This window comes from Bacillus sp. FG16 (assembly GCF_057809515.1).
Genome location: NZ_JBMDKC010000020.1, coordinates 45,664 through 67,547 on the forward strand (window position 1 = coordinate 45,664; position 21,884 = coordinate 67,547).

Genomic DNA, 21,884 nt, shown 5'->3' on the forward strand with positions numbered 1-21,884 from the left:
TATAGAATACTAGTATTATCCTATTTAATCTCTATAGCCCTCCTTTTCACATGTAACTCCCTATTATGCACGGTTCATTCAATAAAAAAAGCCATAAATTATTTAGAATACACTCCTGTATCCTTAAATAAATTTATGGCTTTTCTCAAATATCTCCGGCCTCTATTAACTTGTCGAATTTAATCATATCAAACCTATTGAAATTTGTGAATATTATTTTAAGAGATAATCTTTACGCTAAAGCAGCTGGCGCCATTAATTGTGGCCCTTTCCCCGTACGCGCCAATACCCAATCATCGTAATACCACATTTCTGTCTGACGGCGGCTCATCATATAATCCCAGCGTACTTCGCGCTCAAATTCAATGATTTGTCCTTCTCCGCCAATTGTTACCCAGTTGAAACTGCCGTTATGATGCATCATTTTCACCCACAAAACAGGGAAAGTAACAATTTCTCTTTCCTCTTTATACTGTCTCGTTTGTTTTTCTATGCGTAGTAAAGTTAAACCACTTGCATATTGTTGATCAACCTTTTCCATTACATCCATCGCTATTTTTTCCGCCTCATCTTTATGAGGTAATGTATTAGCGTATACCGGCATCATACTCGTATAGCTTAATAAACGCTTACCATTTTGAGAAGTAATAATTGTAATGTGAGCACCGCCGTAATGTAACGGCTCCTCTGCTTGATAACGCTGAATGGCAACATTCACACCGTCACGTAATTCATTATGTTCCCGTACTAATTTTACATACTTCGGAATTGGTAATACCAACGCAACTTCCTTACTACAATTTTGAAAAATATTATATTGATTCGTCATCTAACATTTCTCCCTTATATATAATTTTTCTGTAACATGCGTCAGGAATTCCGTTAGTTCTCCAGCATAATATACATATAATTCATGCATAGCCCTCGTACATGCTGTGTAAAACAAATTGCGTTCAGACTCTCTATAGTAGCTGGATTTAGAAGCATCAAATATAATAACAGCATCAAACTCTATCCCTTTCGCCAAATAAGCTGGAATAACAACAACGCCTTTCTCATAAGTTGTATTCTCTTGTTGCATAAGATGGGCATGTAATGTATCCCCTATTAGCCCTATCACTTTCATACATTCTTCATTTGTTTTACAAATGATTGCAATTGTTTTATGTTCTTTTTCTTTTAACTCTTTCACCTTAAGCACCATATTCTCTACACGCTCTCGTTCATCACTTACTTGTATATAAACGGGCTTCTTACCATCCCTGTTAAAAGCTTCAATATCATTTCCATTTGAAATCATACACTTTGTAAATTCAATTATCGGTTTTGTCGATCGATAACTACGGTTAAGCTGGACTATTTCTACCTCACGATCTGCAAATAATGTGGAGACGATATTGTTCTCTCTATTAAGATCATGAGAGAAAATATTTTGATTACAATCACCAAGTAACGTCCATCTCGCCTTCGGAAATAGTCGTTTTAAAAATACTAATTGAAAAGGTGTATAATCTTGCATTTCATCAACGAATACAAACTTCACAAGATGATTCGTTTTAAACCCTTCCAGTAATTCTTTTAAAAACAAATACGGCGTAGCATCTTCATTTGCTAGTTGTTTGTTCTTCAAACGCTTCACCGTTTGCTTACATATATCTTCCCAACAATTTGGTACGAAAAGATCTTTCTGAATGCTTTCAAATAACTGCTCAAAAATCGCAGTATGATTTATAAAAGCATATTTTTTCACCTTTCTACGTATCGAACGAAAATGTTTCTTCACTACATATTTCGTTAATAGCTCATGTTCCTTCTCATAATAATCAAATTGATTATCTTTCTCTAATTTTTCATATAAGCGATTGTAATCTTCTTTATTTAAATACTGAATTTCTCGTTCCACCCAATCTTTTTTCGCTTCTATCTTTTCAAATTCATGTAACTTCTGAAGAATCCATTCCATTGTAAGTTGCATTCGATTCGGTATAGCAATAGAAATATCTAAACTATAAAAATATTCACATATGGATTTTGCCTCTATGAGCACTTCACCTTTACATGTAACATCATGAAAGTGTAAACCTTTTTCACTTAAGCTTCTCGCGTACTTCTCAAGTAGTCCCATAAATTCAACTGAGGATTTATACCGAATTCCTTTCACTCTAGTTTCATACGTACTTTCATGCTTTTTCGTTAAAACGTATTCTAACTGCGCGAATGAATCTTCTACAGTAAAGCTTTTTCCAATCATATGTTCCACATACGATTGGAAAGTCGTTTGTTGCATATTCTCTTCCCCAAGCTCTGGTAAAACATTCGCGATATAACTATTGAACAACTCATTCGGAGAAAACAGTAAAATTTGATCCGCATGAACTATCCCGCGGTAACGATACAATAAATAAGCAACACGCTGCAGTGCTGCTGAAGTTTTCCCACTCCCAGCAGTCCCTTGCACAATTAACACATCACTTTTATCATTTCGAATAATTTGATTTTGTTCCCTTTGTATTGTCGCTACAATACTTTTCATTTGTTCACTTGCATTGCGTCCAAGTACTTCTTGTAATAATTCATCACCTATCGTCACACCTGTATCAAACATACTTTGAATCGTTCCGTTTCGAATCATGTATTGACGTTTTAGAAGCAAATCGCCTGAAATCGTACCAATAGGCGCTTTATACTGTGCCCTTCCTAAAGTGTAATCATAATAAAGACTCGAAATAGGTGCCCGCCAATCATATACTAAAAACTCATCACTTTCTTTATCATAAAAAGAGCCGATACCAATATACATTTCATCGGTATCCGCTTCAGCATCTTCTTTAAAATCAATCCGCCCAAAATACGGCGTTTCTTTTATTTTCGTTAAAAGGTTATATTCATTTTTCGTATGACGATGTGTATGTTCTCTTTCAGCAAGAACTTCTGCCTCTTGCCTAATACTCGCCGCCGTTTCAACCGCTTCTTTAATATTATCTATATTTACTTTTACATCTTCCCAAAAGTTTTTTCTAATACTAACAATTTCAGACTTCACCGATCCAACTCGGACATCAAGCTCTTTCAGTTCTTCATCTACTTTTTCAATGACTACATTGACACGTTGTTGCTCTTCTTTATAATGACTCATATAATCTCCCCTTCTCATACTATTTGAAAGCCTTATATGATACGTAACCCTTTACTTTTGAAAAATGCCACAGGCAACAATTTCCCATGACTTTTGAAACTCTTCGTTGATCCTCTCTTCTTTCCATCTCTCAGAAAAAGCAGGGTGATAAAACGATGCAAGTAACCCAAATAACGTATGTGCTAAAAATAAACTATCCTGTTTTTTAATCTCATTGCGTTCTATCCCGCGATTTATCACTTTCTCCAGTTGTCCAACTAATCTTTCTTCATGCTTTTGAATCACCTTATTCTTTTGCTGCACTAACGAACTATTCAATGTAAATAACTCTTCGTTTTCAAGTAACTCTTTCTTTTTAAGCTGAAATAAACAAACGAACCACTCTTGTAATATGATTTCTGTATCTCCATCTTTTCCCGCAATTTGCTCAAGCTGATCCGAGTACTTAAGCAGCCACCTTTCTAAAATGGCATCGCGTAGCGTGGCCTTACTCCGAAAGTAAGAATATAAAGCCGCATGACTAACATCAAGTGACTTCGCAATACTAACAAGTGTCGTCCTACTCCATCCATATTTCATTAACTCTTTTTCCGCTGCATCTAAAACAACATTTTTCGTTAACGCCTTATCTGTCATTTTTCTCACCGTCCATTTTATTTACATAATAATATTATTTAAATAACAACTTACATTTTTTATTATTTGTAAGTTGAGTGCAAAAAAATACTATTTCAATTAGGTTATAAGATTAACATATCCTTTTTCAACTTACAATATTTTTATTTTGTAAGTTGAAAGGGAATAGAAGAATTGCCTTATATAAGACAATTCTTCCTAGTTAATTAAAAGTTACACAATAAATGATTCATTACTTCGTTAAGCACTGTATCTAGATTTGATACCTCTTTTGCCGAACGCCATCCGATAAAGCCATCTGGTCTAATTAATACAGCACCTCCATTCTCTATACCATATAATTTGCTAAAAATATCTTCTTGAACAATAAAGTCTCCACTTAAGCCAACACGATACCCTTTTATATTTATTCCTAATTTAGCTGAAACAGTATGTGCTGCTTCAGCCCAAGAACTATTTTCTACTCCTGTAAGTAATACAAAACTGTTACCGAATAAGTCTAATATAGAAACTTTCTTCCCTGCATACGTTCCCCATACATGTGGCGCTCGCGTTCCAGATCTGCCGTTCAACTCTACACTATCCATTCTATGCGGAGTGACTGAATCATCTATAATCGCCTCTGAACAATACTGATATCCAACTGTAACAGCTAAACCATCCATATTATTCAAACTGCCTTCCTCTCTATTCGCAGCACGAAACAGTAAACTACTTGCATAAGCTGTCGTTAATTTTGCAACAGAGTGTCTCTCTTCATGATATGTTTCTAACAATTTTGGTTTTGCCTTCCCTTTTATAACAGCCGCTAATTTCCAAGCTAAGTTATGCGCATCTTGTATTCCTGTATTTGAACCAAATCCGCCTGTTGGCGGCATAATATGTGCTGAATCTCCAACTAGAAAGACTCGATTTCCTTGAAATTTCATTGCTGTACTTTCGGCCGCTTCCCACGGTAAAACACTTAATATTTCTGACTCAACATTTGTACTTCCAATTGCTATTTCAATAATTTGTTTACAACGTTCTATAGTGAAATCCTCTGGTCCCTCTCCTTTTAATGGATCGTAGGCTACATGGTAAATCCATTTTTTTACGTTATCTACTGGGATCAGTGCACCAAGAACCTCTGGATGAAGTACCATAGAAAAACCGAATGCGTCTCCTTGTATAAACTCACTTAAATCTGCTTCAAAATAAATATTCATATAATAGCCACCAATGGTCCCACGCCCCTCAGTTTTAATCCCTAACTGCTCACGTATTTTACTTTTCGCTCCATCTGCTGCAATTACATAGTCACAATGTATGACACTTTCTTTTTCTGTTTCACGATTTCGAATCGTTGCTTTTACCCCGTTTTCATTTTGTTCAAATGAAACTAATTCATGATAAAAAGATAGTTGCCCGCCTAATGTTTTCGCTTCTTGTAACATCATCTCTTCTAAAATAATTTGATAACAAGCAGTTTGTTTTGATGGACTAATCTTTTCTATTTTTTGAAGTAACTCTTCATCGTTTCCGTATTGCGTCGCTCTCATTTGTTCCAATTCTTCTTTATTCGCCTCAGCTATTGTATGAACTGCTATTCTTCCTCGGCAGTTCTCTAATGCTTTACCTGCCAATGTAATTCTTTTTTCCAAGCCTAATTCTCGAAATAACTCCATTGTACGTAAAGTAAGACCGCCTGCTTTCGGATGAATGGCAGTAGACGGATGCCTTTCAATAAATAAGTACTCAATGTTATGTTTTGCAAGAAATAACGCAGACGCTAACCCAGATAATCCCCCTCCAACAATTAAAACTGGTACATAATTCGATTTCATATATTTACCCTCCACATCATTGTTCTGAGCTCAGTGACATAAATATAATCAAAAAAAACATTAAAATATAGACTTATATTTCATTTTGAATTATCATATAGATAGATTACGCCCCAAAATTCCTTTTACCTTTTCATACATCTATAATCCACCTGAATTGTGGCTGTATGAAAGTGTAAAACAAAAGAACGTACTTTACGTTGAACCATGTTCTATCGTAAAAATCAAAAATAATACAAACATTATAAGCGGTCGTAACCTTATGGATTATACAAGGTTACAACCGCTTATTTTATTGTTACATCATTTTTTGTTTTTAAAACTTCATCTATTGTGTTATGTAATCCTTCCAATGCCTTTTCTATCTCCCTATAATTTTCAACAATAAAAAATTCATTCGTCTCGATTTTCTTTCTCAATATTGCACCTCATACAACAATCATGTAGCATTACCGTATCGAAATAATGGTTCATCATCTTAAACCTTTCGACTAATTACCTGGAGGCAAAGTGATTGAAATGAATAAACAAGAACAATTAAATATTATAAAAAAAAATTTTATTGATTCTCAAAAAGTATTATTGGCAATTGGTGATGAAACGCGTCAAGCTATTTTATTAGTACTAATGGAAACGGAATGTCAAACAGGCTTACGTGTAGGAGAAATCACGAAGCAAACACACCTTTCCCGTCCAGCAGTATCACATCACCTTAAGATTTTACGAGAAGCTGGCATTATTTTAATGAGAAAAGAAGGTACAAAGAATTTTTATTATATTGATATACGCACAAAATTAGGTTTATTAAAAAATCTTGTATTAGATATTGAGAAGCTATTGCAAAACTTTTATTAAAACTTGGAGGTATAAGAAATGAAAGCAATGATAATTGATAAGTACGGAAAAGTCCCAATGCGTATGGCAGAGGTACCTACTCCTGAAATTAATGAGTATGAAGTGCTCGCAGAAATTCATGCAGCTAGTATTAATCCAATTGATTTTAAAATACGCGATGGAAAAGTGAAGATGTTGCTTAAATATGAGATGCCCCTAATCCTTGGTAATGACTTTTCCGGTGTCATCGTAAAGGTTGGGGCAAAAGTGACTAACTTTAAAGTCGGTGATGAAATATATGCACGCCCAAGAAAAAATAAGATTGGTACTTTCGCGGAGTATATAGCCATTCATGAAGATGATATAGCTTTAAAACCGAAAAATTTAAATTTTGAGGAAGCTGCTTCGATTCCACTCGTTGGCTTAACATCATATCAAGCATTACATGACATCATGCAATTACAAAAAGGACAAAAAATTTTAATTCACGCTGGATCCGGTGGTGTTGGTACTTTCGCTATTCAGTTAGCAAAAATAATGGGTGCCATTGTTACAACGACTGCTAGTGAAGCTGGTGCGAATTTAGTAACGTCTCTTGGCGCAGATGAAATTATTAATTACAAAACAGAGAAATTTGAAGATATACTAAAAAATTATGATGCGGTATTTGATACAATCGGCGGTGTAACACTTGCAAAATCATTCAATATTATAAAAAGCGGAGGAAACATTGTTTCCATTTCAGGCATGCCGAATGCTCGCTTCGGTAAAGAATTTGGTTCAGGATTCTTTAAAACTCTCTTATTTTCATTAGCCAGCAAAAAACTTACTGCACTTGAAAAAAAGCATAATGCTCAATATTCATTTTTATTTATGAAGCCAAGCGGGGATCAATTACGTACTATTGCAAACTATATTGAAGCTGGACAAATCAAACCTGTAATCGATCGAGTTTTTCCTTTTGAAGATGCGCAAAAAGCAATGGAATATTCAGAGTCTGGAAGAGCAAAAGGCAAAATAATTGTAAAAATTAAATAATAATAAAACCTCCATTTTAAAAAATGGAGGTTTTAAATTTGCTGTTAAATAGACATAGTGCAATGAAGTCCTTACAATAGATTGCAAGGGGAAATATTATATTATACTTTTAGTTAACTTTACAAAGAATACATACGTACAAATACATAATTTAAAATACAAAAAGGAGGAGATACAATGACTAAAAATAATGAAACAGGTTGGAATTTAGATAATAGTTATATGACTTTACCACAATCATTTTATACAGAAATCCCCCCTACTCCCGTAAGTTCACCTGAGTTAGTTAAACTAAACCATTCATTAGCGATATCTCTTGGCTTGACCCCTGAAGAACTGAAAAAGGAAGCTGAAATTGCCATTTTCGCTGGTAATGGACTCCCAGAAGGAGCTCATCCATTAGCTCAAGCATATGCTGGTCATCAATTCGGACATTTTAATATGTTAGGCGACGGTCGTGCTCTTTTAATTGGCGAACAAATTACTCCTTCAGGTGAGCGTTTCGATATTCAACTGAAAGGTTCTGGCCCTACTCCCTATTCACGCCGAGGAGATGGCCGTGCTGCACTCGGTCCGATGCTACGTGAATATATTATTAGTGAGGCAATGTATGCACTTGATATTCCGACTACTCGTAGTTTGGCTGTTGTCACAACTGGTGAACCTACATATGGTGAAACAAAGTTACCTGGAGCAATTTTAACTAGAGTAGCTAGTAGTCATATACGGGTCGGTACATTTCAATATGCTGCAGCTCGTGGTTCAATAGAGGACCTTAAATCGCTAGCTGACTATACGATAAAAAGACATTACCCAGAAAGTGAATCCCCTGAAAACCGATATACTGCATTACTACAAGAAGTCATTAAAAAACAAGCAAGTCTTATCGCAAAATGGCAACTTGTTGGATTTATTCACGGCGTAATGAACACTGACAATATAACGATCAGTGGCGAAACAATTGATTACGGTCCTTGTGCATTTATGGACAATTACGACCAAGGAACCGTATTTAGCTCTATTGACACACAAGGCCGTTATGCATATGGAAATCAACCATATATGGCCGCATGGGACCTCGCCCGATTAGCAGAATCTTTAATACCAATTCTGCACGAAGATGAAGAAGAAGCACTAAAAATCGCTCAAGACGAAATTTCGAAATTTAGCGTACAGTATGAAAACAATTGGTTCCTTGGAATGAAAAAGAAATTAGGACTATTTAGCAACGAAGAACAAGATCAATCACTTATTGAGCAACTTTTAAAAATGATGGAGAAATATAAAGCGGATTATACAAATACATTCCGTTCATTAACTCTTGATGCTATCGAAAATACAGCTCTATTTGAAAGTCCTGAATTTAAAGAATGGTACAAACTGTGGCAATCTCGATTAGAAAGACAAGAAGAATCGAAAGAAAACGCCTACGAGATGATGAAAAATAATAACCCATCAATCATCCCAAGGAACCACCGTGTAGAAGAAGCACTAGAAGCAGCTGTTACAAATGAAGACTATAGCGTAATGGAGCAACTTCTTGAAGCTTTATCAAACCCTTATGCGTATTCTACAGATCAAGAAGAATACTGCATTCCGCCTGCACCGACGAATCGCCCTTATCGTACTTTTTGTGGCACTTGATTGTTTAATATGTAAAAAGATGCGTTCATATAAATTGTGTGAACGCACCCTTTTTATATCCCCCCACTCAACTAAAACTTTAAAATGCACATCCCCCGATGCCATTTCTTTAATCCAAAATAAATTCTACACTATTCCAATAGAATTACTCGTAAGCTTGTTAAACAAATATTGAGAAATATAAAACATCATTTCTAAATATTTTTATTTTTGATACTATATTTTATAAGAATATTCAAAAAGTGAGGGGATTTCATGAACGTTCAACTACAAGGTAATGAACAAATTACAAAATTATTTAATGACTGGTATTTAACTATGTTAAAACAAGATGTGTCCCAAGCGACAAACTTAAAGCATGAAATTGAGGAAAAGGAACTAAACTTTGAAGAAGATGAAAACTTAGCATTATATCATTCCTTACTAGAGTTTCGACATAAAGTTTTGACAGATAGTTTAAGTATTTCAAAAGATAGCTTTGATAAAATAGATTCTTACGTAATCTCATCCAATCATCCACTGTCTTACTACTATCATTTCTTTAAAGGCATTTATGCAACTTTAACCACAGACTATAACTTAGCTAGCGAACATTATGAACAGGCTAAGTTATTATTAGTAAATAACACTGATAATCTAGAGCATGCTGAATTTTATTATCGAATGGCGATTTTCCATTATCACTTTTACCAACCAATTGAATCTATTGAATATGCAACTAAGGCTAAAGAGATTTTCGATAAACAAACTGGTTTTGAAGTTAAAGTTGGATTATGTAAAAATACATTAGGTGCCTCATTTGTATATTTAAAACAATATGAACAAGCGGAAGAGCAATATAATTCAGCAATACACCTTTTACAAAAATCTGATGAAAAAGAATTAATTTTAAGTGTACGTAATAATTTGGGTTGGTTGTATGCCAGTCAAAACCTCTCCACACTCGCAATCCGTCACCTATCAGAAGTGACCGAAAAGAAACCAACACATTTCAAGGCTCTCTTCTTGCAAGCAAGAGAACACTCTAAACTAGATGAAACAAGTATCGCTGAAGGATTAATCCAAAAAGGGTTAAAAATTTGTACGGAATTAAATAATGAAGAATATATATATCATTTTAAAATTCTAAACGAACTAAATAATAATGTTGGTTCTGAAGAATTAGAAACAATTATCCTTAAAGGAATTACGTTTTTCGACAAAGAATTATTATATAACTACACTCAAGAATACTCAGAAAAATTAGCCGTTAAATTTTATAGTGAAAATAACCACATTAAGGCAAGTGAATATTTTCATAAAGCGTTACAAGCAAAAGAAAAAACGTTTGAGAAAGGGGCATTGAAATGATTAAAAAAATTAGCTCTGTTTTTTTAGGACTATCTGTTTTCGGTATTTTGGCTACTGGTATTCATAGTTCATTTACATACCAAGCGGGTCATGCTGATCTTCCTGCACCACAAAGACCTGACCTTGTTCAATCCGTTGACGTAAGTAAAGACTACAACTCAACAACAACTGAAAAAGCACTTTAAAAAACGGAAGACCTTCAATTAAGAAGGTCTTTTTAAATACGCTTATTTAGAATATTTTCCTTTCATGTAGACTTTATTTTCTCATCAACTCCGCAATCCTCTTACTCCCCTCACTACCAACTTTCTCAAGTTTCTCCACAACTAAATTTCGTCTCTCTACAGAATGATTTTGACTTAACTTCGCTTTTCCTTCTATTTTATTTATCTTTATTTTGAATCCAACTATTCCCTTACTTAATCCTCCCATATAATTTGGATCTACATCATTAAGTGAGTAGGTGCTCTCTGGATCTTCATATTTATTTACTAAATCTTGAAGAGAATCTACTAATGTCTTCTCATCTTCAACAATTTCTAATTCACCATATACATGCACTGCAACGTAATTCCATGTTGGTACTGCATTGTTTGTTTCATACCATGACGGAGAGATATAACTATGTGGTCCTTGAAATATAGCTAGTACTTGCTGAGTCCCAATATCTTTCCACTGTTCATTCGGTCGTGCGAAGTGACCATGTAAAGTAAGAGTTTCCCTATTTAGCAACAACGGCAAGTGCGTTGCATATGGTTCTCCGTTATGTTGAGAAAATAATGTCGCAAAGCTATTTTGTTCCATTATTTCGTACTTCATCTCTTCATCTTGTATTGCAAAGTATTTTGGTATGTACATAAGCTCCCTCTTTTCCGCTCTTTTCTATTTTGTTTCCTATTATATTTAGTAACCGCATCAATCAACAGGGCCAGTTTGTATTTGTTTTATAATGGCAGCTTTCTATTTCAAAACAATAGGCAGCATGTATTCCATGCTGCTTTAGTTTATTTTTTCTAATATATTTGTAATAAATACGGTCTTACCCTCAATATAACTAGATCGATTTTTCGACTCTCTTGCTAACTCTTCCTTCAAGTTTCCATACTCATTAGCTACTTCAGTATGTTCACGAAGGTAATCTCGAAACACTATATGCCTTCTCAACTCTTCACTATTTTTATCACACACATATAAATGATGTTCCATCCAAACTGTATTTCCCTCGTTCCATGGAACGAACGTATCCTTTCTTCCAAACGCCTCTCTTCCTTTAAAGCTCCATTCTAACTGATGATAGTACCCTATCTTCTCAAGTTTTTTTACTACCTCATGAAAAATTTCGTACTCTTCTATTACAATATCGATATCTAGTATTGGTTTTGATACAAGCCCTTTAACAGATGTACTCCCAACATGTTCAATAGATACAATGCTGTCTTCCATTACATTGTTAATAAGAGTGTATATTTTATTAAATTCACTTTCCCATTTGACATTATATTCTTCGATAGCAATTCTCTGCTTCAACGTACCCCTCTTCTCAAAACAAATTATAACCGTTGAATATGAGTATCCTTAAAATCCGTCTCATATTTCAATCCATATCCAAACATTCGATCCATTCCAATATGTGCTGTCCATATTAAGCCAATCATTATAACGATATCCATCTTAAAATAGACACCTATTAGAACAATTAATATGGATATGATATATGTGTGACATACATTATATATTTTCGCACCAACGTGATTATTAATCCCATATGCTAACATTGATAGATCCGGCGCTAAAAGGAATACAAAAAATATAATCCAACTAAACTCATATATCGAATACATATAAATCGTGGCTATAAATACAACCATTCCTTCAAAATGTACAATACGTTTTTGCATTATTTATCATTCCTATTTTTCTATATTTATTGATACATTTTCATCGCTGAAAGTATTCTTTTTATTTTTTGACCAGATGGTTGCTAATATTGGCCCTGCAATGTTATGCCATACTGCCGCTAATACACTTGGGAGTGCAGCAGCAGGTCCAAAATGCGCTGTCGCCAGTGCAACACCTAAGCCAGAATTTTGCATTCCTACTTCTATTGAAATAGCCCTTCTTGTCCCTTCGTCTAGTCCAAGTACGAACGCAGTTATATATCCGAGCAAAAAACCGAAAGCATTATGGAGCATCACCGCAATAAAGATAAGAAGTCCTGAATAAGTAATGCTACTTACATTCGCTGAAACAACTGCAGAAACAATTATGATAATTGCTACAACTGATATTAAAGGAATAACAGTCATTCCTTTATTAACGATATGAGGGAAAAACTTTTTCACTACTAGTCCTAAAATAATAGGCACAATAATGACTTGTACGATAGAAAGAAACATGGACATAGCATTTACTGGCATCCATTGCCCCGCAAGTAATAGTAGAATGAGCGGTGTAGCAATTGGTGCTAGTAACGTTGATACTGAAGTCATTGCAATAGACAACGCTAAGTTCCCTTTTGCTAAATAAACCATAACATTTGATGCAGTGCCACCCGGTACTGAACCGAGCAACACTAATCCAGCTGCTAATTCCGCTGGCAGGTCCATAACGTAGGCTAGTACGTATGCGACAAGTGGCATAATAATAAACTGAGCACATACACCGATAATAACTGGCAATGGTTTTGTAGCGATGATTTTGAAATCAACAGCCTTCAATGTTAATCCCATCCCAAACATTACAATCCCAAGTAAAATCGTTATGTAACTAGTTAACCCGAGAAATGGCGTGGGAGTGAAATATGCAATAGCTGCCATACAAATAACCCAAAATGCAAAATACTTTCCAGCTATATTACTTATCGCTTCTAGTACTTTCATCCACTCAGCCCCTATCTTTTAATTGAAACACCTTATTCGGATTCAAAATATTTTGCGGATCAAGAGCTTTCTTTATTTTCTCCATTACAAATAATGCCGCCCCATGTTCTTCTTCTTGATACTTTCGTTTTCCGATTCCAACGCCATGTTCTCCTGTACACGTTCCTCCTCGTTTAAGAGCATACAAAACGATACTTTCGTTTATTTCGTCTGCCTTCTTCACTTCCTCTTTATCATTTGCGTCAATCATTAAGAGTACATGGAAATTCCCATCCCCAACATGACCGAGAATACCACCAATAAGGCCTACTTTATCTAATACCTCTTTCGCATGTTGAATTGCGCCAGCTAATTCCGAAATTGGCACACATACGTCTGTACTCATTAGCTTTTTACCAGGATAACTATGCACGTAAGAGTACGCTAAGTTATGTCTTGCATCCCACAGTTTATTTCTCGCTGCTGTTTCCGTCTCAAATGCAATTTCTATACATTTATGATCAAGAACGATTTCTTGCGTAAATTCAATATCTTGCTTTAACCCTGCTTCATTGCCGTGAAACTCTAAAAACAGTGTCGGTTCTTCTCTGTAACTTGTTTCATTGTAATGATTTACTTGTTTCATAGATAATTCATCAACGAGTTCAATTCTCGCGATTGGAATACCTGCTTGTAATATGTTAATTACAGCTTCTACTGCATCATTTATAGTTGGAAACGATGCCCTCGCAGCCATAACATGTTCTGGTATACCGTATACTTTTAAAGTTAACTCCGTGAAACATCCAAGTGTTCCTTCTGATCCTACGAAAATACCATTTAAATGATAACCTGATGATGACTTCGCCGCTAAATTCCCGGTATGTATTACTTCTCCATCAGCAAGAACGACTTCTAAATCTCGCACTTGATCACGCATTACACCATACTTTACCGCTGTCGTTCCGCTCGCATTTGTAGCAGCCATTCCTCCTAACGTTGCATCAGCTCCTGGGTCTACACTAAAAAATAATCCATACTTTTTCAATTCTTTATTAAGCTGAGAGCGCGTCACCCCTGGCTGTACTCTCACAAGAAAATCCTTTTCTCTTATTTCAAGTATTTTATTCATAAGAGAAAAGTCCATTGTAATTCCTTTTTCGTAAGGAATTACATGTCCCTCTAAACTGGACCCTACTCCAAATGGAACGACAGCTGTCCCATGCTGACTCGCTATTTTCATTATCGAGCTAACTTCTTCGGTCGTTTTTGGAAAAACAACTACATCAGGTAAACTACTAACATGGTAAGATTCATCTTTACTATGTAACTCTCTTACTGTCATATTTATTACTACTCGATCTTCAGGAAGTATGCCTTTTAATTCATTTACTACATGTTCAATTGTTATTTCCATAATCAACTCTCCTTTTTAATTTTAAAACAAGTATACCATCTTTATATAAAATAATTAGAAAAATGAGATTATTTAAATCTGAACATACAAAAAAGAACCTGCAGCACACGCTACAAGTTCTTTTTTTACTACATTTTAAACGATTTTTTTATTAACAACATAAACCAAATTAAAGTAACTGCCATCAACGAATGAGAAAACCCTACAATATAAGTTAACCCTTTAAAGTCAGCTCCATTTAACTGAAGAAGCCCTCTCGCTGCTAGCGAACCTAACATTAATGTTAATGCAATGTTATGTAAAACAAACCACTTATTAAACCCTTGCACTTCATGAAACGCGAATACTTTTGCTAATCCTAAAGCAATTAAAAAGAAGAAAAATCCAAGTACAAGTGTATGTGTATGCAAAAGATTTAATAAAGTAGATCCTAAAATCCCTTTATACTTACCATACTCCCTGGCGAAAATCCCTGATAATAAACCGATAATCAAATACGTAAACGATGCATTATATAATTTCTTCATTATGTACCTCCTTGAGTAGAATGTGTAGTGTGTCATATTTAGTAATAATGATAGTTATATAGTAAAAACTCCTAGTCACCTAGGAGTCATTGTATAAGCATCTCACTCTTTACAATCAATCCTAATTATAAAATATCTCTCTATACAAAACAAACGAACTTTATGTGAACAAACACCCCTATTAAAATATGTTGCACTTTTGTTTTACACAATCCATACTAATTGTTATAACTTTTTAAAGGTGGTGTAATAATTGATAGTTCTTAAAACTGAACGTCTTAATCTTCGTTGGTTTGATATAAAAGACGCTCCTTTTATTCTTGATTTAGTAAACGATCCTGCATGGATTCAGTTTATCGGTGACAAAGGAGTTAGAAACTTAGAAGATGCAAAAAATTATATTGTAAACGGTCCTATCGATATGTATAACAAACTCGGATTTGGCCTTTACTTAGTAGAACGCAAAGAAGATCTCACTCCACTTGGTATGTGTGGCCTTATTAAAAGAGATTCATTAGAAGACGTTGATATCGGATTTGCCTTTTTAGAAACATTCCGTTCAAAAGGATATGGCTACGAGTCAGCTTCTGCGATAATCGAATACGGTGTACAAAAGCTCGGCATGAAACGAATTGTAGCAATTACTTCTATAGATAACATCGCCTCAGGAAAGCTTTTAGAAAAAGTAGGATTACGATTTGAGAAAATCATTTCAGATTCAGGAGAAGATTTAAAATTATTTGGATATAACGCATAGTAAAGAAGGTCGCCGTGAATGGTGACCTTCTTTACTATTTTACTGATCTCGTAATAATACTTTTAGTTACAGTATATTTTGCAGTAATTCTTGTGATTATCACTATTCCTTTCATATCATATTTTTGGAAATTCATAGAAATAAAACTTTCACTTCCAAATAAATTATATTAATATATTAAATAAAGGAAGTGAGAATAAATGGAACAACCGCTATTTTTATTAGTTCTTCAATTCATTGCATTTGTATTAATCATTTGTATCGTATATGGGATCTTGTACAATACCGTATTAAATTTAAATATGCCTAAATGGACTGCACATATAGTAGCTACGGTATTTACACTTGGTATCGCCTATCAAGTTTTTATAAATTTTATTTGAAAAAATTTTTTAGCAATTACTTCTATTGTTGATGCAGTAAAGCTTTTAGAAAAGCAGAATTGCAATTTAAGAGGATTATTTCAAAATCAGGAAACGTAGCCATTTTTTATAAAGTCTGTCCTGCGCAAAATAGTAAAGAAGTTAGTTCCGCTGAAAATGTGTTTGCATAACAAGAAATGAATTTAATTGATCCTGCAAAAATTTTATTTTAATTCTAGTTCTATTGTTTGAAATCGTTCTAGGGTACCATTTGTGTGGACTTTAAAATTTTTCATTTGCGTACCAAAATGTTGCGTTAAGTAAAATGTATCACCAGTTATTAAATTTCCAATCTTCCAATGAGGTTGATATGTACTTTCCATGGAACTTTCTAAACCCCTAATCATTACTAAATCGATATATATAATGATTATGAACTATTCAACATTTTCGTTAAAGATAGTCTCTAACTACCTAATGAACTCAAGTATACGCATCTTCAGTCATTTTAAGAGATACAAAAGGCACCCTTTCGGGTGCTTTTTTGTATAAAAATCCCATTTTATATTCGATACCAACCACGAACCTTTTTAGAATAATAGTATCATTATGTCTCCTTTTTAGAGATTATTTTTAATTACCTTGAATTTTTTGCACCAGAACCGGAAAATCCCTGACTACTCGAAATATCAACTATCAGGTGCTAATATTCAATAACGCGTACCGAAAATGATTAAACATTATTATAAATCAGCGTAACGTTTAGGAAGTCGATTTTTCTCTTATCGAAATTTAATTAGCTTACAGTAATACAATAGTCATATATTTTTAAGAATAACGGAAGAATATATAGAAATCGCTACAGAAATGTGAAGTTTAATTAATTTAGGAGGAACAAACTTGTTTAATCAGATTGTGAAAGTTATACCAAATTTATTTACGATTGGAAATTTATTGTGTGGTGTTTTCTCAATCACCTTAAATATGAGTGAATATTTGGGATTAGCCTCTATTTTCATTTTCTTTTCAGCTGTTTTAGATTTTCTTGATGGAAGAATTGCGAGAAAATTAAAAGTGAATAGTGAGTTTGGTGTAGAATTGGATTCCTTAGCTGATATTGTTAGTTTCGGCGTCGCTCCTGCGCTTTTATTTCATACGATAGCAACACCTTCTATTTTAACTTCTTTGGCATTTATCCTTTTCCCAACAATGGGTGCTTTAAGATTAGCTAAATTTAGTATTAAACCAACTATTGGATATTTTAAGGGATTACCTATTCCAGCTGCAGGATTATCATTGGCTGGTATGGGATTGTTTTCATATAGCAATACATGGATTACATTAACCCTTGCTCTCTTAATGGTAAGTCCCATTAGGTTTAAAAAATTTTAATTGAAGTCCATTAAGAGAGCATTTCAAATGAATTTAACGTTTCAATAAGTATAAAAAAGTGGGACAATAATATTAAATTAAGTGCCATTCGTAAGAATTTAAACCTTGTATTTATGACTATTGGATTAATCCATCGATATGTTGTTGTAGAACGTCAATATACTTTTAACAGGAGCTCCCTTAATCAAGAGAGCCCCTGTGCTTATTTCTTCTTCTTTTCTGTCGGTTGGCTTTGTTTAGCGAAATTAGATGAATCATCAAATTTCGGTTTCTTTTTACCAGCATTATTACTTCTACCTTTTCCCATATGTAATGTACCGCCTCCCACCCTCACTATTCGCAATAAAAAATTCTCTTGTATCCAAGAATTTTTTTATTGGGTTCTTATTGATAATGCCTAAGTCTTCTAACACTGCCATTCCGTAAAAGATGGATCCACTGTAAAATTCTTTAATGCTGAAACATATATTACATTTTTATATCTAACCGGATAATCAATTAATAATCCTAATGTATTTCCTGAAGCTACAATAATTATGATTTCCTTGTCTAACACTTCATCTATAACTTCTTTTAATTATTCTTACCTATCATTTTCCTACACATTGAGATTGCATATTGTATAAGGAAGCCCTTCTTCTTTCCATGCAAGAAATCCTCCCTTTAAATTCACTACTTCCTTTATACTAGCTCTTTGTAAAATACTAGCTGCTATAAGGGAACGCAATCCGGTTCGACATTGCAAAACTATTGAACAATTTTTCGGTATATAATCTAATTGTTCAAATAGATTGCCTAAAGTGATATATTGCATCATGAAGGTTTCCTTCCTCCCACTCTGCTGTACTACGCACATCGATAACCTTAACACTTCCACTTTTTATATACGGATATAATTCAATCGATGTTTTTTCTTTGTAACTTTCAAATCTATTAAGTTTCTGTATTACTTTTTAGGGTGCAAAAGCAATAATATTATCTAACCCAATAGATTCAAATTCTCTAATAACTGCCTCCACTTTAACCTTTTCCTCATATAAAATTATTAAAGTTTCTGTTTTATAATCTAATAACCATCCACATCAAGTTGTGAAAGAATTTTTATAAGGTATGTTTATTGACTTCTCAATATGATCTGCAGCAAAACTCGATACATCTCTTATATCAACTATTTGGTGAACACTGCTCAAAATTTCTTGAAATTCTTCTACTGTATTAATAGCAGTTCTCTTTCTTTTCTTGCGAATTTTGGGACCATACTTATTTAAATTCTTCATTTTTTGTATATAATGCGATAAAATTGTGAAATTTTATCGCATTATGCAAGACATTTAATATCAAATATATTACTTTTACTATGAACTAAATGTGTTTATAGGAAATGTATAGATAAATAAAGTGCTAAATTGATTCTTATGTAGTAATTACTGTTTAATTTGTCTAAAAATTGAAAAAACATGTGTAGATAGATATTATTTAAAATACATATATAATTAATTTTAATTTTCTGACACATTTTTTCACATAGTTCTTAAACTAGTTTTTTGCGTACATTATGAAAAAATTGTACCGTGTCAATCTTAAAAAATTATATATCATAACTTTAAGAGAGGAAGGAAAACTATGAAGATGAAACGAAAAATCATTATGACAACAGCACTTGCAGCTACGTTAGCTACAGGTGCACTACCTACTACCTCAGTGTTTGCTACAGAAAAGGAGGCTCCCATTCAACCAAAAGAGGCACAATTAAGTATTCAACCTTTTGCACAAAACAATTTGGAAACAGCCGTTCAAGCTGCCTTAAATGGTCCAGAAGTCAAAAAAATCAAAGTATTTGAACATGAATTTAATGTAAAAGAAATAGAAGTAGTAAATCTAGGTGCAGGAAAAAAATATGTTAAGGGGCAAATCTCTCATCATTTAAGTTTTCGTCCAGATGATCAATTTTATTATGAGTTTACAGTACAAGATGGAAAGGTACTAGATAAACCTGTATTTAATATTGATAGAGGTGGTTGGACACCATTTGCTGCTCCACTTTTATCAATTCTTGCTGCGTATAATGGAATTCCAGTTAATCCAAATGATTTAAATGCACTTGGTCAGCAGATTGGTAAAGTTATAGATGGAAGCTGGGAACATGCAGCCCAATCAATTGCAACTGTAGTTAGTCTAAGTTTTAATGAGTAGAATTTTTCAATTTTTATTAGCAGTATAGAGATCCGCTTTTTGTAATCAGCCTTGTTATAAGAGATTCTAAAACAGCTATTAATAAATTTTTACCACTCAATCACATTATCTTGATTTGTTTACCACTTTATCATTCATTATATGTCACAAAATAGAAGTCTTTTTTAGGACTTCTGTTTTGTTTGTATTTAATACGATAAACAGTTGTTTTTTGGAGGCTATACTTCGAGTTTTCAAGAATCCGTTTGGCTATTAGGGAAAATTTATAATAAAAAATTATTAAAGTCTCAAATAACTTACTCCCCCTATTGTTAATTATTTTTAAATACAAAAATTTATTATCTTAAGAATGAAAAACAATAAATATAGTAGAAAATCATCTAACAATTGTTTAAAGGTCAGGAGAGAAAAAATGAACAAAATAAAAATGAGAAATTTCTTTAAAATTAGTATCCTTACTTGTATTACACTAGCAAGTTTAAGTACACCATCTACTATTTTAGCTGATAGTCATCCAGGTTACTCCTATGAATCCAATATAGGGTATCAAAATCCATCGTGGATGTCGAAAATAGAAGATTCAACAAAAATAAGTGAAATATCTATTCCAGGGACTCACGGTACGATGGCTTTACATGGAGCGAGTTTTCTTGATGAAAATTTGACAAGAAATCAAACTATGAGTTTATCCCAACAATTAAATTCCGGAATTCGATATGTAGATATGCGTGTTAAACGTGTAAAAGATTCTTTTACAATGTATCATGGCGTTGTAAATCAAAAAGCTGTGTTTGAAGATGTATTAAAAGAGACCATTCAATTTTTAAAAGATCATCCAACAGAAACAATATTAATGCGCTTAAAAGAAGAAACTACTCCTGAAAGTGGATCTCTATCATTTGAGGAGATATTTTTAAAATATAAAAACGTTAATGCTTCATATTTTTGGGATCCTAATTCCGTACCAACTTCAGATAGAAATAACCCTACTTTAGGAGGTACCCGCGGAAAAATTGTAATCTTACAAAACTTTACATCCGCTCAATTGTACGGGATTGATTACGAAGGTTTGAATATACAAGATAAATTTGAAATTGGAAGCGGACCAGATGAAATATATACAAAATGGATTGCGATAAAAAACCATCTACATAATACAAATATTAATTTTAATAATGGAAAAATTTATCTCAACCATTTTAGTGGTACGGGAGGCGCAGCCGCATTTTTAAATAATGTATATCCTTGGTTTGTTGCAAGCGGAAAAGAAAGCAGAAATACTGACAGTAGTCCTAAATTGATTCAAACGAATTCCACTAATGCGTGGAGTGATTTCCCTCGCGATAGAAACGGACAAGTATACTATGGGGGGATGAATACACTTGGGACCGAACTCTTACAACAAGGCGCAATTAAACATTCTGGTATCATCGCGGCTGATTTTCCCGGTCCAGGTTTAATTGATAGTATCATTAAATTAAATGGTATACATTCAAATGAAAAAGAAATATTAATTTCACAAATATCATCTGAATCTAGTCCTTTATCAGGGCAACAAAATCGATCCAGCCAAAACTTTAAAATTGATAGTTTACCTGTAGGTACCAAAGAATTAAAATGGGTTATTGAGCCTTCAGAAAAAGATTATCCTTATACTATTTCTTTCAATGTAATGATTGATGTTTCTCTAGGAATAGATTCTACTCGTTGGAAAAATATTTCACATGAATCTAGGACTGAAGCTTACACAAATACTAAATATTATATTGCAAGTCCAATTGGTGCCACTAGCAAATTCACAGTGAAAATATACGCTATTACAAATTAGAAAAAAAGAATCCCATTGGGATTCTTTTTTGCAGAGTGTTGGGAAACCCTTTAGGGGTTCCCAACATTCTGGAATCATTTTGATTT

At 33.7% G+C, this 21,884-nt stretch carries 22 protein-coding genes and 1 pseudogene; 10 read left to right on the forward strand and 13 right to left on the reverse strand.

The window, feature by feature from the left end; genetic code table 11:
- Positions 1-232 precede the first annotated feature (232 nt).
- From ACODS7_RS10065 to ACODS7_RS10085, 5 genes are all read right to left on the reverse strand, one after another.
- Positions 233-829 (reverse strand): hypothetical protein, encoded by a 597-nt coding sequence (locus ACODS7_RS10065; RefSeq protein ID WP_016080765.1) that lies wholly within the window; start codon positions 827-829, stop codon positions 233-235.
- A complete protein-coding gene (helD, locus tag ACODS7_RS10070) occupies positions 830-3,136 on the reverse strand; it encodes an RNA polymerase recycling motor HelD (RefSeq protein WP_243168355.1) in 2,307 nt (768 codons plus the stop codon).
- A gap of 51 nt (positions 3,137-3,187) precedes the next feature.
- Positions 3,188-3,772, reverse strand: coding sequence for a TetR/AcrR family transcriptional regulator (locus tag ACODS7_RS10075; RefSeq protein WP_029442927.1), 585 nt, complete (start codon positions 3,770-3,772; stop codon positions 3,188-3,190).
- Between the two features lie 206 nt (positions 3,773-3,978).
- The gene (locus tag ACODS7_RS10080) at positions 3,979-5,598 is read right to left on the reverse strand and encodes an FAD-dependent oxidoreductase (RefSeq protein ID WP_029442928.1); all 1,620 of its coding nucleotides are present in this window, start codon (positions 5,596-5,598) and stop codon (positions 3,979-3,981) included.
- 287 nt (positions 5,599-5,885) lie between these two features.
- A complete protein-coding gene (locus tag ACODS7_RS10085; protein ID WP_029442929.1) occupies positions 5,886-6,017 on the reverse strand; it encodes a hypothetical protein in 132 nt (43 codons plus the stop codon).
- A 91-nt stretch (positions 6,018-6,108) separates the two neighbouring features.
- On the opposite strand from ACODS7_RS10085, the gene ACODS7_RS10090 reads away from it, so the two are divergent.
- The 5 genes from ACODS7_RS10090 to ACODS7_RS10110 all read left to right on the forward strand — a co-directional run bounded on the left by ACODS7_RS10090 (position 6,109) and on the right by ACODS7_RS10110 (position 10,649).
- Positions 6,109-6,453, forward strand: a complete 345-nt coding sequence (locus ACODS7_RS10090) for an ArsR/SmtB family transcription factor (RefSeq protein WP_017763468.1) — start codon at positions 6,109-6,111, stop codon at positions 6,451-6,453.
- 18 nt (positions 6,454-6,471) lie between these two features.
- Entirely contained in the window at positions 6,472-7,470 is a 999-nt protein-coding gene (locus ACODS7_RS10095; protein ID WP_243168354.1) for an NADP-dependent oxidoreductase, read from the forward strand.
- Between the two features lie 177 nt (positions 7,471-7,647).
- A complete protein-coding gene (locus ACODS7_RS10100) occupies positions 7,648-9,114 on the forward strand; it encodes a protein adenylyltransferase SelO (RefSeq protein ID WP_243168353.1) in 1,467 nt (488 codons plus the stop codon).
- 255 nt (positions 9,115-9,369) lie between these two features.
- On the forward strand, positions 9,370-10,464 hold the full coding sequence (locus tag ACODS7_RS10105; protein WP_029442932.1) for a response regulator aspartate phosphatase: 1,095 nt from the start codon (positions 9,370-9,372) through the stop codon (positions 10,462-10,464).
- The gene (locus ACODS7_RS10110) at positions 10,461-10,649 is read left to right on the forward strand and encodes a Phr family secreted Rap phosphatase inhibitor (protein WP_000592016.1); all 189 of its coding nucleotides are present in this window, start codon (positions 10,461-10,463) and stop codon (positions 10,647-10,649) included. The genes ACODS7_RS10105 and ACODS7_RS10110 overlap by 4 nt, the downstream gene beginning before the upstream one ends.
- 73 nt (positions 10,650-10,722) lie before the next feature.
- On the opposite strand, the gene ACODS7_RS10115 is transcribed toward ACODS7_RS10110, so the two are convergent.
- From ACODS7_RS10115 to ACODS7_RS10140, 6 genes are all read right to left on the reverse strand, one after another.
- Positions 10,723-11,322 (reverse strand): FMN-binding negative transcriptional regulator, encoded by a 600-nt coding sequence (locus ACODS7_RS10115; protein ID WP_016512491.1) that lies wholly within the window; start codon positions 11,320-11,322, stop codon positions 10,723-10,725.
- Between the two features lie 141 nt (positions 11,323-11,463).
- Positions 11,464-11,991 (reverse strand): GrpB family protein, encoded by a 528-nt coding sequence (locus ACODS7_RS10120; protein WP_029442933.1) that lies wholly within the window; start codon positions 11,989-11,991, stop codon positions 11,464-11,466.
- A 23-nt stretch (positions 11,992-12,014) separates the two neighbouring features.
- A complete protein-coding gene (locus ACODS7_RS10125; protein WP_029442934.1) occupies positions 12,015-12,362 on the reverse strand; it encodes a DUF4260 domain-containing protein in 348 nt (115 codons plus the stop codon).
- A gap of 12 nt (positions 12,363-12,374) precedes the next feature.
- On the reverse strand, positions 12,375-13,343 hold the full coding sequence (locus tag ACODS7_RS10130) for a bile acid:sodium symporter family protein (protein ID WP_029442935.1): 969 nt from the start codon (positions 13,341-13,343) through the stop codon (positions 12,375-12,377).
- 4 nt (positions 13,344-13,347) lie between these two features.
- Positions 13,348-14,739: an FAD-binding oxidoreductase gene (locus ACODS7_RS10135; protein WP_224979991.1), complete on the reverse strand. Its 1,392-nt coding sequence runs from the start codon at positions 14,737-14,739 to the stop codon at positions 13,348-13,350.
- Positions 14,740-14,867: 128 nt separating this feature from the next.
- A complete protein-coding gene (locus ACODS7_RS10140) occupies positions 14,868-15,266 on the reverse strand; it encodes a DUF2871 family protein (RefSeq protein ID WP_000737896.1) in 399 nt (132 codons plus the stop codon).
- 253 nt (positions 15,267-15,519) lie between these two features.
- On the opposite strand from ACODS7_RS10140, the gene ACODS7_RS10145 reads away from it, so the two are divergent.
- Positions 15,520-16,023 (forward strand): GNAT family N-acetyltransferase, encoded by a 504-nt coding sequence (locus tag ACODS7_RS10145; protein ID WP_029442937.1) that lies wholly within the window; start codon positions 15,520-15,522, stop codon positions 16,021-16,023.
- 200 nt (positions 16,024-16,223) lie between these two features.
- Positions 16,224-16,406 (forward strand): hypothetical protein, encoded by a 183-nt coding sequence (locus ACODS7_RS10150; protein ID WP_029442938.1) that lies wholly within the window; start codon positions 16,224-16,226, stop codon positions 16,404-16,406.
- Between the two features lie 203 nt (positions 16,407-16,609).
- Here the strand turns inward: ACODS7_RS10150 and ACODS7_RS10155 are convergent, their stop codons facing one another.
- Positions 16,610-16,792, reverse strand: a complete 183-nt coding sequence (locus tag ACODS7_RS10155) for a hypothetical protein (RefSeq protein WP_029442939.1) — start codon at positions 16,790-16,792, stop codon at positions 16,610-16,612.
- 493 nt (positions 16,793-17,285) lie between these two features.
- Here ACODS7_RS10155 and pssA point away from each other — a divergent pair, with 493 nt between their 5' ends.
- Positions 17,286-17,777, forward strand: coding sequence for a CDP-diacylglycerol--serine O-phosphatidyltransferase (pssA, locus tag ACODS7_RS10160; protein WP_016080752.1), 492 nt, complete (start codon positions 17,286-17,288; stop codon positions 17,775-17,777).
- 598 nt (positions 17,778-18,375) lie between these two features.
- Here pssA and ACODS7_RS10165 read toward each other — a convergent pair.
- Positions 18,376-19,066, reverse strand: a pseudogene (locus ACODS7_RS10165) (rhodanese-like domain-containing protein); the annotation flags it as partial.
- Positions 19,067-19,400: 334 nt separating this feature from the next.
- Here ACODS7_RS10165 and ACODS7_RS10170 point away from each other — a divergent pair.
- Positions 19,401-19,970, forward strand: a complete 570-nt coding sequence (locus ACODS7_RS10170; RefSeq protein ID WP_029442941.1) for a hypothetical protein — start codon at positions 19,401-19,403, stop codon at positions 19,968-19,970.
- Between the two features lie 412 nt (positions 19,971-20,382).
- Complete coding sequence (locus ACODS7_RS10175) at positions 20,383-21,798, forward strand: phosphatidylinositol-specific phospholipase C (RefSeq protein WP_029442942.1); 1,416 nt, start codon at positions 20,383-20,385, stop codon at positions 21,796-21,798.
- The last annotated feature ends 86 nt before the right edge of the window (positions 21,799-21,884 follow it).